10 protein-coding genes are annotated in these 13,793 nt (G+C 38.2%); 4 read left to right on the top strand and 6 right to left on the bottom strand.

Annotation, left to right across the window (positions count from 1 at the left end; genetic code table 11):
* The 3 genes from R2Q80_RS09490 to R2Q80_RS09480 all read right to left on the bottom strand — a co-directional run bounded on the left by R2Q80_RS09490 (position 1) and on the right by R2Q80_RS09480 (position 3,325).
* Positions 1-771 carry an MbnP family protein gene (locus R2Q80_RS09490; protein WP_316799367.1) on the bottom strand — a complete coding sequence of 257 codons (771 nt, stop codon included), beginning with the start codon at positions 769-771 and terminating at the stop codon, positions 1-3.
* Positions 772-974: 203 nt separating this feature from the next.
* Positions 975-1,259, bottom strand: coding sequence for a hypothetical protein (locus tag R2Q80_RS09485; RefSeq protein WP_316799366.1), 285 nt, complete (start codon positions 1,257-1,259; stop codon positions 975-977).
* Between the two features lie 329 nt (positions 1,260-1,588).
* A complete protein-coding gene (locus R2Q80_RS09480) occupies positions 1,589-3,325 on the bottom strand; it encodes a phospho-sugar mutase (protein ID WP_316799365.1) in 1,737 nt (578 codons plus the stop codon).
* Positions 3,326-3,657: 332 nt separating this feature from the next.
* Here R2Q80_RS09480 and R2Q80_RS09475 point away from each other — a divergent pair, with 332 nt between their 5' ends.
* Both R2Q80_RS09475 and lysA read left to right on the top strand, forming a co-directional pair.
* Positions 3,658-4,971, top strand: a complete 1,314-nt coding sequence (locus tag R2Q80_RS09475) for an aspartate kinase (protein WP_316799364.1) — start codon at positions 3,658-3,660, stop codon at positions 4,969-4,971.
* Positions 4,972-5,289: 318 nt separating this feature from the next.
* On the top strand, positions 5,290-6,456 hold the full coding sequence (gene lysA / locus R2Q80_RS09470; RefSeq protein ID WP_316799363.1) for a diaminopimelate decarboxylase: 1,167 nt from the start codon (positions 5,290-5,292) through the stop codon (positions 6,454-6,456).
* A gap of 74 nt (positions 6,457-6,530) precedes the next feature.
* On the opposite strand, the gene R2Q80_RS09465 is transcribed toward lysA, so the two are convergent.
* Positions 6,531-7,622, bottom strand: a complete 1,092-nt coding sequence (locus R2Q80_RS09465) for a mannose-1-phosphate guanylyltransferase (RefSeq protein ID WP_316799362.1) — start codon at positions 7,620-7,622, stop codon at positions 6,531-6,533.
* Between the two features lie 15 nt (positions 7,623-7,637).
* Positions 7,638-8,606, bottom strand: coding sequence for a KpsF/GutQ family sugar-phosphate isomerase (locus R2Q80_RS09460; RefSeq protein ID WP_316799361.1), 969 nt, complete (start codon positions 8,604-8,606; stop codon positions 7,638-7,640).
* A gap of 91 nt (positions 8,607-8,697) precedes the next feature.
* Between R2Q80_RS09460 and recQ the strand changes: the two genes are divergently transcribed.
* Together recQ and kdsA are read left to right on the top strand one after the other, a co-directional pair.
* The gene (gene recQ, locus R2Q80_RS09455) at positions 8,698-10,887 is read left to right on the top strand and encodes a DNA helicase RecQ (RefSeq protein WP_316799825.1); all 2,190 of its coding nucleotides are present in this window, start codon (positions 8,698-8,700) and stop codon (positions 10,885-10,887) included.
* Between the two features lie 87 nt (positions 10,888-10,974).
* Positions 10,975-11,787 (top strand): 3-deoxy-8-phosphooctulonate synthase, encoded by an 813-nt coding sequence (kdsA, locus tag R2Q80_RS09450; RefSeq protein ID WP_316799360.1) that lies wholly within the window; start codon positions 10,975-10,977, stop codon positions 11,785-11,787.
* Positions 11,788-11,875: 88 nt separating this feature from the next.
* On the opposite strand, the gene R2Q80_RS09445 is transcribed toward kdsA, so the two are convergent.
* Complete coding sequence (locus R2Q80_RS09445; protein WP_316799359.1) at positions 11,876-13,762, bottom strand: OmpA family protein; 1,887 nt, start codon at positions 13,760-13,762, stop codon at positions 11,876-11,878.
* Positions 13,763-13,793 lie beyond the last annotated feature (31 nt).

Here is a 13,793-nt window from a genome sequence, read left to right as displayed (position 1 = left end):
CTAATTATGGATATGATCTAAACGGAATAAACCTTTAGCATAGTTATTGGCTACAATAACGGAATTTGCACCACCCATAGTAAAATTTAAGGTGACAAAACTGATATCAGTTACACCTGTAAATAATGCTGCTGCGTTTACAATGAAATGCATATTGGGCTTGGCGTCAGCTCTTACCCTGAGGGGATTTGCCGAATTAATTTCGGTAGAGAAGGTACGGATAGTATTATTTGGATCGACAACCCCACCAATATGAAATGTTAAAGCGTTACCCGTAGCAGTTGAAAGTGGCGAAGTGCCTTCTAGCTTTACAAAAATATAGCCACTGTTCCACGTCCAGAACATCCCGTTAACAGGATCTAAGGCACCAGTTTGTGCGCCTGCAAAGTTTCTTGCGTAATCTACGCCTATAGTGTACTCTATTCTAGTGTAATCGCCGACAGGCACATCGCTAACGGTAATCAGTTTTGACGTACTTTTCGATTCATCTATTAAAAAATAACTTTCGGGAACTGAATAAACTGTTCCATCGGTTTTGGTTAACCTGATGTTGCTTACATAATATTTAAAGATGCTGATTTTAAAATCTTCGCCTTTAGCATTTTTGTAGGTTGTAGTGTTCAGGGCCAGTGCGGCTCCGTTTACCTGATGCTCAAATTCAATAGTAAAGCTCGATTTTGCATTGGTTGAAATTTCATCATCGCTTTTTTTGCATGATGTGAATAGTATAACAGGGCATAAGAATGCCAGTAAGTATGTTGTTATTTTCATCTGTCGAAAATTGTATAAGTGAATTAAATAGACTGCTCTCATTCTGAATGCAATGAAGAATCCCCAACATTTTGGCAGAAATTAACATTACAGCAGAAAACAGATTTTTCTACTCCGGGTTATAAGATTTTTCGCTGTGCGAAAAATGATAAATAGCCAAAAGCATGCAATTGAATAACCATTGCATTTAGAAATAATTTTACTTACACCATTTTCGGTGGATGAAAAATTGATGCAGAAAGATCTTTAACAGGTTTTTCGAGGTAACCGCTTTCTGATTTTATAATAAAATATGGAATTTGATGATTGATTGTTATGGACTGAAATTTAGGTTCAGCTTCTATTACTCTTTTTAGATTTTCCTGAACTTGTTTGTTCTTGCCATCTAGATCTTTAAGCTTTTTAGCAAGGAAACATTGTCCATCGCAATGTAATTCGGGATGTTCTTTGTTGATACAAAATACACTGGTAATGTATTCTCTGTTCATTTTGTACCCCGAATAAACAACCAGTTGCATTGCTCCGTTCGAAACAGAGCAAATAATTAAAAGGTATATCAGGATTTTTTTAAACATGGTATTTGCTGCAAAAGTATTAAACATATTGATTGCAGCAAAGGAAAAAACAGAATACCGCAGGTTGCAGAATAAAAAAACACCAAGTTAATCTGGGAACCATTGACTGAAGTAGGCAGAGTAGCTGGGAAGCAGAAAACCTTAGGCTAATTTGTAAAAGTCCTTTCTCATTGCCAGAGAAAAAAAAAACCTGATACAGAAAATCTGCATCAGGATTAATATTTGGATGATCTGTAGCTAAACTATGCTTGCAAATCAGCCATTACAGCTTTTATTTTGTCGCTTAATTCTTCATTAACTTTTGGAAAATCAGCCCGATCAGCTAATGGTGCATTTACACTGCAATAGAATTTAATTTTCGGCTCAGTACCACTCGGACGGGCAGATACAATGCTTCCATCTTCGGTAATAAACTGTAAAACATCAGAAGTTGGGTAATCCAATTTGGTTACCTTTCCTGTGGCTAGATCAGTTTCCTGACTTAATTCGTAATCTTTCAACACCGAAACTTTAGAACCGCCCAGTGTTGCTGGTGGATTTTCACGGAATTTAACCATCATTGCTTTAATTTCTTCGGCACCCGATTTACCTTTTTTGGTAAGCGAAACTAAATCTTCTTTGTATAAGCCGAATTCTACATACATATCTAACAATGCATTGTATAAGCTTGCACCTTTATCTTTATAATAAGCAGTCATTTCAGAGATGAAAGCAGCAGAAACTACTGCATCTTTATCGCGAACCAAATCGCCAATGAGGTAACCATAACTTTCTTCGCCACCGCCAATAAAGTACTTTTTACCTTCAAGCTCAGTCATTAACTGACCGATATATTTAAATCCTGTTAAGGTGTTATAATAGGCAACGTTCTTTTTCTTCGCAATTTCTTCGATCAGGTTTGAGGTTACGATTGTTTTAACAATAAATTGGTTACCATCTAGTTTTCCGCTTTCTTCCCATGCTGATAACAGATAATTAATTAACAAACTTCCGGTTTGGTTACCATTTAAAAGAACCCACTCGCCATCGTTATCTTTAACGGCGATGCCCACACGGTCAGCATCAGGATCAGTTGCCAAAACTAAATCCGCATCAATTTCTTTCGCTTTATTCATTGCCAAAGTCAGTGCGTCTTTTTCTTCCGGATTCGGATAAACTACAGTTGGGAAATTACCATCAGGTTTACTTTGTTCTTCAACCACCGTAACGTTAGTAAATCCAAATTGCTGAAGTGCTTTAGGAACCAGCGTAATACCTGTGCCATGGATAGGAGAGTATACAATCTTAAGATCGTGCTGTTTTTTTATTGCTTCCGGAGAAATTGAAAGTGCAGTAATACCATCGAGATAAAGTTTATCCACAGCTTCACCTATTAACTCGACGTTTGCATCAACACGGTTAAATTTCACTTCATCGATGTTCTTAATTTTATTTACCTCGTCAATTACTAATTTATCATCTGGAGAAGTAAACTGTCCACCATCTGCGCCGTAGGCTTTATACCCATTATATTCTTTTGGATTGTGCGAAGCGGTCAACATCACACCGCTTTTGCATCCAAAATGACGAACTGCGAAAGATAATTCAGGGGTAGGTCTCAGTGCCTCGAAAAAATAAACATGGATTCCGTTCGCAGAAAATACGTCGGCGGTAATTTTAGCAAAGTAATCAGAATTATTACGGCTATCATGTGCAATGGCAACACTGATTTTCTGATCAGGATATTTATTGTTCAGGTAATTTGCCAGGCCCTGGGTTGCTGTTCCGATCGTATATTTATTAATCCGGTTAGAGCCTGCTCCCATAATACCGCGTAAACCACCAGTTCCAAACTCAAGGCTTCTATAAAAAGCATCTGTAAGTTCGGTAGTGGCATTTTTATCTACTAGTTCCTGGATTTCTGATTTCGTTTTTTCATCGTAATTTCCACTTAGCCACTGATTAATTGTGGCCTGTGTTGATTGGTCAATTGATTGCATTGAGCTTTATTTTTAATTTAATATCTGGTGTTGAACAAAATTTCAGTCGTGAAGTTTGGCAGATTAAAAATAATTTCAATCTATCCAAATTTTATTTTGTTGAGGATGTTGCTTTTAAGCTGCTTTTGCTTATTTTCACGCCCCGATACAATAATAAAGAAAATCCACTATTAAAGTGATGCTATTGTAACTTTTTCAAAATAGTTATAAAAATTTTCTTTGCCGCGTATCATTAAGGGTAAAAACCAAAAATAATCAGATGAAACGATCAGCTTTTTCAGCTACATGGAAATCCTGATCAGCTCATCACCATTAAAAACCATAAGCAAAAAATGAAAATTTTAAAATTTGGGGGTACTTCTGTAGGTAGTCCTGAGCGCATGACGAAATTATTGGATATCATTAATCCAAATGAAGAGCAGATTGTGGTATTGTCAGCCGTGTCTGGCACCACAAATAGTTTAGTAGAAATTGCAAATTATTTTTTAGCTGGAGATAAGAAGAAGGGTAGTGAGTGCGTTGAAAATCTATATACCAAATATAAAGCTTTCGTTGTTGAGTTATTACCTGCAGCAGAATTTCAGGACCAAGGTAACGAGGTGATCGACTATCATTTCGGTTTTTTAGCTGGATTGGCAAATGATATTTTCACACCTGTGGAAGAAAAAATTGTTCTGGCACAAGGCGAATTACTATCCACTACATTATATCACATTTATTTAAAATCTATTGGCGTGCAATCAGTACTGTTGCCCGCGCTTGATTTTATGAAAACTGATGAGGATAACGAACCAGACATTCCATTCACAACAAAACATTTAACTCCACTTTTGAATGAGCATAAAGACAATAAGCTTTTCATCACTCAAGGTTACATTTGCCGCAATAGCTTTGGTGAAGTCGACAACTTACGCCGTGGAGGAAGTGATTATACTGCATCGTTACTAGGTGCTGCAATTTTAGCCGAAGAAGTTCAGATATGGACTGACATCGACGGAATGCATAATAACGATCCTAGGATTGTGAAAGGCACTAAGCCTATTGCTCAACTTTCGTTTGATGAGGCTGCTGAGTTAGCCTATTTTGGCGCGAAGATTTTACACCCGCAATCGGTTTTCCCTGCACAGAAATATAAAATCCCTGTTCGCTTATTAAATACGATGGAGCCAACCGCTGCAGGTACTTTAATCACGCATGACAGCGAGCGAGGTAAAATTAAGTCTATCGCAGCAAAAGATGGCATTACCGCTATCCGGATACAGTCGAGCAGGATGTTATTAGCTTATGGATTTTTGCGTCGTGTATTTGAGGTCTTTGAGCGTTATAAAACGCCTATTGACATGATTACCACATCGGAAGTTGCAGTTTCCTTAACAATTGATGAAACTGGAAACTTATTTAAAATTATTGAGGAGTTAGAAAGCTTTGGAACAGTAGAGGTAGATACTGATCATAGCATCGTATGTGTTGTAGGTGATTTCGGGTCGGAGAAGCATGGATTTGCAAGCAGGGTTTTAGAAGGCTTAAAGCATATCCCAATCAGAATGATCTCCTATGGCGGAAGTAATTATAATGTTTCTCTTTTGATTTTAAGTGAATACAAGACTGAAGCGTTGCGAAGCCTACATAACCGTTTATTCGAATAACAGATAGAACGATCCTATTATTACCATCAAGCCAATCAGGAAGTGAAATAAAAGAAAGCTTGAGGGTAATAAGCCGTTCTTGTTTTTCGTAAAGGAATTAAATAAGCCCAAAGAAATAATAAGGACGATAAATATGGCTGCTGCTATCTTCATTTTTTAAGAAATAAAAGGAACAATACAATCAGGAGCAATACGATAGAGAAACGAATTTTTCCGTTGTATTGTTTTTGGGTAATTCTTCCATGCTTTAAGTCGAGGTAGTTACCAATGTAGACCAGCCCAAAGAACAGAATTAAAAATATAATAAGGAATTTAAACATGTTTGCCGATAAAGATATATCAAAGTTTGACAATATAGAAACGCCATTTTACTATTACGACACAGATTTGCTTCAGCAAACTTTAAGTACCTGTGCTGAAGCTGCTGCACCTTATCAGTTTCATATCCACTATGCTTTAAAAGCAAACTTTAATGCCGTTTTGCTTGAGCATATTAAAAGCATCGGTTTTGGTGCAGATTGTGTAAGTGCCGGCGAAGTAAGAAGAGCTGTAGAGGTCGGTTTCGACAATAAGAAAATCGTTTTTGCTGGTGTTGGGAAATCTGATAAGGAGATAAACGAAGCATTGGATCTGGATATATTTTGCTTCAACGTAGAATCCATCCAGGAACTGGAAGTTTTAAATGAACTTGCAGCAGTTAAAGGTAAAGTAGCTCAGGTAGCTATCCGTATCAACCCAAACGTGGATGCACATACGCACCACAACATTACGACTGGTTTAGACGAGAACAAATTCGGTATTAATTCCTGGGATTTACCTGAATGTGCTGATGCCCTGAAAGCTTCGGCGAACCTTAAGTTTATCGGAATCCATTTTCATATCGGATCACAGATTACAAACCTTGACGTTTACAAAAACCTTTGTGTTAGGGTAAATGAGTTTTGTACCTGGTTTGAGGATAAAGGTTTCACCGTTGAAGTTTTAAACGTAGGTGGGGGTTTAGGTATCGACTACTACAATCCTGACAATCAAATCCCTGATTTCAAATCTTATTTTAAAATATTTAAGGATTTCCTGGATATTAAACCTAATCAGGAAGTGCATTTCGAATTGGGAAGAGCATTAGTTGGCCAATCAGCTTCGCTAATTACCAGAGCCTTGTATATTAAGAAAGGTAAAAAGAAAAACTTTGTGGTTTTAGATGCAGGCATGACGGAATTGATGCGCCCGGCACTATATCAGGCCTACCATAAGATTGAGAACTTGTCCCAAATTCAAGGCCCTGACTCTCAGGCTTTGGTTAAATACGATATTGTTGGTCCAATTTGCGAAAGTACAGATTGCTTCGGTAAAGAAGTAGAGCAACCTGAATCATTCCGGGGGGATATTTTTGCTATCCGTAGTGCGGGTGCTTACGGAGAGGTAATGGCATCAAAATACAATTTAAGAGACGCGATAAGATCAGTTTACAGTAATGAAATTTAATCAATTTCTGTAATGTAAATGAAAAAGTCTGCCTATTGTTTGATAGTCAGGCTTTTTTATATATTGTGGTTGTACTAAATAAATTTATTTCCAAAACGCGACTTCACTTCGGCAACAAATTCTTTTACTTTCTGTTCTTCATTCCTCGGGCAAACCATAAGCATGTTATTATTTTCTACAACAATATAATCATGCAGCCCGTTTAAAATAACCAGTTTATCTTTCGGTACATTTACCATACAATTGGAAGAGTCGAACATAATTACCTGCTCAGAAGGTATTACCGCATTGCCTACATAATCTTTATCTGCCATTTCATAGATGGATGCCCAGGTGCCCAAATCAGACCAACCAAAGTCGGCCGGAAGCACATAAACATCATCCGCTTTTTCCATTATTCCAAAATCAATAGAAATGTTAGTACACTGCAGATAGGCATTATTGATAAACTCTTTTTCGTTACTGGTATTCAATTCAGATTTGCCAATATTGAAAATCTCATACATATCCGGCAGATGCTTTTCGAAGGCTTTAAGAATCGATCGGGTTGACCAGATGAAGATTCCGGCATTCCAAAGGAAATCACCACTCTGGATAAACGACTTTGCTAATTCAAGATTAGGCTTCTCTGTAAATGTTTTTACCTTGTGTAAGTCGGTATCTGTGTTTAACACATATTCAGTATGCTGAATATAGCCATACCCCGTATCAGGCCTGTTTGGTTTAATACCTAATGTAATCAGGCAATCGTTTTTTGATGCTGCGTTTAGCGACTGCTGTATTGAATCAATAAATCCATCGATATTGGCGATAGTATGGTCGGATGGGGCAACAACAATTGTAGCGTTTGGATTTAACTCGTGTATTTTAAGGCTACCGTAAGCAATACAGGGAGCAGTATTTCGCATCAGCGGTTCTGCCAATATTTGATTGTTGCTCAGTTCCGGCAATTGCTCTTTAATCAGACCTGAATAAATCTCGTTGGTAACAATGAAAATATTTTCTGGTGGACAGATTTTCAAAAACCGATCATAGGTACTTTGTATTAATGTTTTTCCTACCCCGAAGAAATCAATAAACTGTTTTGGATACTCGGTTCTGCTCACGGGCCAAAAACGGCTTCCAACGCCGCCGGCCATGATAAGTGCGTAATAATCTTTATTCATTTTAGGTTTTAAAATTTACACTATACCTTCGTTTAGCAGGTCGTGTAAATGGATGATGCCAAAGTAAGTATTTTGTTTGAGAACTAGCAATTGGGTAATATTATTTTGCTTGATGATATCCAGCGCATCAACTGCAAGTGCATCATACTGAACACTCTTTGGTGATCTCCCCATGATATCACCTGCAATCAGATTTACTATCGATCCATTGTTTTCCAGCATACGCCTAATATCACCATCGGTAATTACTCCAATTACCTGCTGTTTTTCATCTACAACAGCAACAGCACCCAAACGGTTTTTACTAATTTCGATCAATACATCTTTTACAGGTGCTGATGCATAAATTGAAGGTTTTTCATTTAAGGCAGCTAAATCTTTCGCTCTCAAATAAAGTTTTTTACCTAAAGAACCTCCGGGATGATATTTTGCGAAGTCGGCTTCATTAAATTCACGGCACTCGAGTAAACAAATAGCCAATGCATCACCCATTGCCAGCTGTGCAGTTGTGCTGGTTGTAGGAGCAAGATTGTGGGGGCAAGCCTCTTTTTCGAAGGACGTATCTAACACAATATCAGATTGTTCAGCAAGAAATGATTTTGCTTCGCCAACCATGCCGATCAGTTTGTTTTCTGCTCCTTTAAGTAGCGGAATTAAAACTTTGATTTCCGGTGTGTTACCGCTTTTAGAAAGGCAGATAATCACATCTTTGGTTTGTATCATACCCAAATCGCCATGGATGGCATCGGCAGCATGCATAAAAATTGCTGGCGTTCCGGTAGAATTAAAAGTAGCTACTATCTTTTGTGCAATGATTGCACTTTTCCCTATGCCGGTTACAATGACTCTTCCATCGCACGATAGAATGGCATGTACTGCTTTTTCAAAATCATCATTTAGATTTCTGGCGACATTTAAAATTGCGGCTGCCTCTAGCTCCAAAGTGCCTATGGCTGATTGTATTATTGATTTTTTACTTTTCAAAGAGAAAAAAAATGTTTTGTGATACTTGAATTTCTTGTAAAATTATGTTATTTTGGATAGAAAAATAGCATCGCATATTTTATTACACAAAATGGACGTGAAAAAGTCGTTATTTGATAACCTGCAAAATTTCTTTGGGTTTGATAATTTCAAAGGTGATCAAGAGTCGATCATTACAAATATTTTAGAGGGCAACAACACGTTTGTGATTATGCCAACGGGCGGAGGGAAGTCTATTTGCTATCAACTACCTGCTTTAATGAGTGAGGGAACTGCAATTGTAATTTCCCCACTAATTGCGCTAATGAAGAACCAGGTAGATCAGTTAAGGGCTTTTGGCGGGAATGACAGCATTGCTCATTTTCTAAATTCGTCTTTAAACAAATCTGAGATCACTCAAGTCAAATCTGATCTTTTAAGCGGTCAGACCAAACTACTTTATGTTGCGCCTGAATCTCTGGCGAAACAGGAAAATATAGAATTTCTTAATCTGATTAAAATTTCTTTTGTCGCCGTTGATGAGGCGCACTGTATATCGGAGTGGGGACACGACTTCAGGCCAGAGTACAGGAAAATAAAACAGGTGATTGGGGGATTGGGAAACAATATTCCTATAATTGCTTTAACGGCTACTGCAACACCGAAGGTGCAACAGGATATCATGAAAAATCTTGGGATGAGTGAGGCTACTTTATTTAAGTCTTCATTCAACAGGCCAAATTTATTTTATGAAATCCGCCCCAAAAGAGACATTACAAAAGAAATTATCAAATACATTAAATCCAATCCGGGTAAATCAGGTATTATTTATTGCCTTAGCCGAAAAAAGGTTGAGGAAGTCGCCGAAGCATTGAACCTCAATGGGATTAGTGCACTGCCTTATCACGCAGGTTTAGAGCCTAAAGTGAGGGCAGAAACCCAGGACAGGTTTTTAATGGAGGATGCAGAGGTAATTGTTGCTACCATTGCTTTTGGAATGGGTATCGATAAACCTGATGTTCGTTTTGTGATCCACCATGATGTTCCAAAGAGTATGGAAGGCTATTACCAGGAAACTGGCAGAGCCGGTCGTGATGGCGGGGAGGGTGTATGCATTGCCTTCTATTCGCAAAAGGATGTAGATAAACTTGCCAAGTTTATGAAAGACAAGCCCGTTTCGGAACGTGAAATCGGGACTCAAATCCTTAAAGAAGTGATTGATTATGCTGAATCAGGCGTATGTCGCCGTAAGCAAATTCTTCATTATTTCGGCGAAAACTTTAACGAAACAGGCTGTAACTGCATGTGCGATAATTGTAAAAAACCGAAAAAGCAGTTTGATGCAGAAGTACAGCTATCTGTATTGCTTAAGTTTATTGATACGACAGGAGAAAAGTTTGATGACGCACATCTTCTGAATGTATTTCTGGGTCTGGAGACTGCCCAGACTATCGCATATGAGCACAGCAAAGTTCCTGAATTTGGAATTGGAAAAGGTGAGGGAGAGCTACTATGGAAATCTGTTATCCGGCAGGCTGTTTTGAATAATTATCTTTATAAAGATATTGATAACTACGGACTGTTGAAATTAACTAAACAGGGAAGGGAGTTTATTGTAAACCCTTATAGTTTGAAATTTATCCTCAATGAACCAATAGGCGACGGGGTAGAAGAAGATGAGGATGATGCTAAACAGGTTACAGGCGCATTGGATACACATTTACTTCAATTGCTTAAAGATTTAAGAAAGAAACTCGCAAAACAGAAAAGTGTTCCTCCTTTTGTTGTTTTTCAGGATCCTTCTTTAGAGGAGATGTGTACGCATTATCCTATTACTATGGAGGAGTTACGCCAGATTTCTGGTGTCGGCTCTGGCAAAGCACTGAAATTCGGAGGCCCCTTTATTGAGCTTATCAAGAAATATGTAGACGATAATGACGTTGAGCGACCGATAGACCTGATTATCAAAACTCAGGCAAACAAGTCTCAAATGAAGGTATCTATCATTCAGAATATCGACCGCCAAATAGGCTTAGAAGATATTGCCGACTCAAAAGGCATTACTTATGAAGAGATTTTAAAAGAGGTTGAATCCATTGTTAACTCCGGTACTAAACTTAATCTCAACTACTTTATTGATGAGGTGATTGACGATGACAGACAAGACGAGGTATTTGACTATTTCAGGGCTGCTGAAAGTGATTCAATTGATGATGCTTTAAATGAACTTGGAGAAACTGATTATACCCGTGAAGAAATTCAATTAATGAGAATTAAATTCATGTCAGAACTAGGAAACTAAAATTAGATCTGAGAGGACGGGTATTAGATTTTAAATCGATGGGGTTTGAAATTGCCTGACTCCAATCTCAAATCTCAAATCTCAACTATGCTTAACTATTTAGATAAAATAAAGAATACAGAATCAGGAAATTTCTTTTTGATGGCGGGCCCTTGTGCAATTGAGGGAGAGGATATTGCAATGCGCATTGCAGAAAGGATTATTACTATTACGGATAAACTTCAAATTCCATATATTTTTAAGGGCTCCTACCGCAAGGCAAACCGAAGTAAGGGAAGTTCTTTTACAGGTATTGGAGATGAAAAGGCACTACGTATTCTGGAACGCATTGGCCGGGAATTCGGGGTACCTACCGTGACAGATATACATGAAAGTGACGAGGCTGCAATGGCAGCTGCGTATGTAGATGTTTTGCAGATTCCGGCTTTTCTTTGTCGCCAAACCGATTTATTAATCGCGGCAGCGCATACAGGAAAGGTTGTGAATGTGAAAAAAGGTCAGTTCTTATCGGCTGGCTCAATGAAATTTGCAGTTGAAAAAATTAAAGAGGCCGGAAATGATAAAGTAATTTTAACTGACCGGGGCAATACCTTTGGCTACCAGGACCTGATTGTTGATTACCGTGGATTACCGGAGATGCAAGGTTTTGGTGTTCCTGTGGTAATGGATTGTACTCATTCGTTACAACAGCCTAATCAGAGTAGTGGTGTTACTGGTGGTAAACCAGAACTGATATCTACTATTGCGAAGGCGGCAATTGCAGTTGGTGCCGATGGCTTATTCATCGAAACACATCCAGATCCTGCGAACGCAAAATCTGATGGCGCTAATATGCTCCATCTTGATTTACTCGAGGAAACCTTAACTCAACTCATTCGCATCAGGCAAGCGATCATCTAAAAATCCGCCTTAAAAGTATTTCCCGTTTAAATTTCCCGATTTACCGGAACCTAACCAGGGAAATACTTTTGAGCGACATCTCATATTGCTAGATTTTTGTTATTAAAAATGAGGTTCTGCGGTTACTCTTTCTTCCAATTTCAGTCTTATTATCTGCAATTGGCCTGCTCGCTCCAAATCCTTTAAAAGTGAGTCTTTTTAAATCAATATTATTTTTCAGTAAATAATCGTAGACAGCATTTGCTCTATTCAGCGACAGTTTTTCATTAAGCTTTGCATCGCCAATATTATCCGTATGCCCCTGGATTTCAATATTTACGGTTGTATTTTCATTCAAAAAGTCTATTAATAAATCAAGTTCTTTTATTGAAGAAGGGAGCAGGTTATATTTATTAGTATCGAAGAAAATGTTCCTTAATGTAACATTTCCACCTTGCTTGATCTTTTCGATGTAAACCTCAATCTGATAAGGCTTATTGATGTCGCCGGCCTTGAGCTCAAAGTTTTCTGAATAAAATAAGTATCCTTCAGCATTCACGTTAAAAAGATAATCACTTCCAATTGGCATTACGGCTAAAAACTCACCTGTTTCAGGATCGGTATAATCATCAAAAACTGTTTTATTTGTTTTTAAATCCACCACCTGTACGTTGCTTTCTATCGTCTTCTTAGTATCCTTATCCCGAACGATACCTTTGACATAAGAAACCTTTAAGGGTTTCGCTGGCTCAGGAATGCCAAAACTATAAATATCCTGACCTCCAAAACCATCTTTTAAGTTAGAGGAAAACATCCCCAGGTTACCATCGGCACTTACAATCAAACCGCTTTCATCATCAAATGAGTTAATGGGATACCCCAGATTAACAGGCTGTGTAAACTTACCGCTATCATCCATTCTGCTGTAATAAATGTCTTTATTACCGAATCCAGGCCAGCCATTCGAAGAGAAATAAAGCGTTTTACCATCGGCATGAAGAAAGGGAGTATTCTCATCGTAAGCAGTGTTTATTTCTGGGCCAAGGTTTACCGCAGGTCCCCACTTGGCATCGTCTGTTATGGTACTTTTCCAAACATCATATCCACCAGAACCTCCCGGACGGTTACTGATGAAATAAAGTGTTCTGCCATCCGGACTAATTGCGGGCTGCGATTCCCAATATTCAGAGTTAACGGGTTTACCGACATTATACGGTTCACCCCAGTCATTCCCTTCACGATGTGAAACATATATATCACATCTACCTAAACCATCAGGTCGGTTACATCCGGTAAAAAACAGGTATTTTCCATCTGGCGATATGGTCTGAGCTCCTTCATTATACCTTGGTGTATTTATTTTCTGAGACAAAGGCGTAGCGATGCTCCACGAATTGTTTTTAAATTTAGAGGTCCAGAAATCCTCATTACCATTTACTTGTCTCGTGAAGACCAGTGTTTCGCCATCTGCTGTTAGCGCAGGGAAATATTCAGCATCAGTGGTATTTACACCCTTACCAAGATTGTTTGGGGTATATTTAAATGGCTTTTTTATTGCTACTACTGAAAAGTCGCAATCCATAAGATATTTTGTGGCTTTCTTTGCACGCTCTGAGGATGCATCCAAATTTAGCAACTGAGTAAAATGTTGTCTGGCTTTCTCATATTCCTGAGTAGCGAACTCCATCTCCGCAGTACCAAAAAGTACTTCTGGGGATACGTTTTTACTTAAAGTAACTACTCTCTGAAATGCACCCTTAGCCTCAATGTATTTCCGTTGTGCTTTGTAAACTCCGGCTAGCAATTCATATGCATCCTGAAATAGGGGGTCTGCTTCAACAGCATTTTTCAGTACCTGCTCTGCAGATGCATAATCCTGTTTCTGTATAAAAGGATTTGCCCTTTCGAAAAAGTTTAATGCTTTTTTATTTGGAGAATTTTGAGCATTTGCGAAACCACTCAAAAAAATAAGCGAAAGAAGAAACCAGTATTTCATTACATTAACATTTGGTTATCAAAGCTAATGT

This window comes from Pedobacter frigidisoli (assembly GCF_032678525.1).
In the GTDB taxonomy this organism is placed as follows: Bacteria; Bacteroidota; Bacteroidia; order Sphingobacteriales; family Sphingobacteriaceae; genus Pedobacter; species Pedobacter frigidisoli_A.
This window is presented reverse-complemented; position numbering and strand designations above follow the sequence as displayed.

What these genes read in the sequence shown, in the direction of transcription:
- R2Q80_RS09485 (WP_316799366.1), bottom strand. Translation starts at nt 1,259, where the DNA reads ATGAACAGAGAATACATTACCAGTGTATTTTGTATCAACAAAGAACAT.
- recQ (WP_316799825.1), top strand. Translation starts at nt 8,698, where the DNA reads ATGGACGTGAAAAAGTCGTTATTTGATAACCTGCAAAATTTCTTTGGG.
- R2Q80_RS09480 (WP_316799365.1), bottom strand. Translation starts at nt 3,325, where the DNA reads ATGCAATCAATTGACCAATCAACACAGGCCACAATTAATCAGTGGCTA.
- R2Q80_RS09465 (WP_316799362.1), bottom strand. Translation starts at nt 7,622, where the DNA reads ATGAATAAAGATTATTACGCACTTATCATGGCCGGCGGCGTTGGAAGC.
- R2Q80_RS09445 (WP_316799359.1), bottom strand. Translation starts at nt 13,762, where the DNA reads ATGAAATACTGGTTTCTTCTTTCGCTTATTTTTTTGAGTGGTTTCGCA.
- kdsA (WP_316799360.1), top strand. Translation starts at nt 10,975, where the DNA reads ATGCTTAACTATTTAGATAAAATAAAGAATACAGAATCAGGAAATTTC.
- lysA (WP_316799363.1), top strand. Translation starts at nt 5,290, where the DNA reads ATGTTTGCCGATAAAGATATATCAAAGTTTGACAATATAGAAACGCCA.
- R2Q80_RS09475 (WP_316799364.1), top strand. Translation starts at nt 3,658, where the DNA reads ATGAAAATTTTAAAATTTGGGGGTACTTCTGTAGGTAGTCCTGAGCGC.
- R2Q80_RS09490 (WP_316799367.1), bottom strand. Translation starts at nt 771, where the DNA reads ATGAAAATAACAACATACTTACTGGCATTCTTATGCCCTGTTATACTA.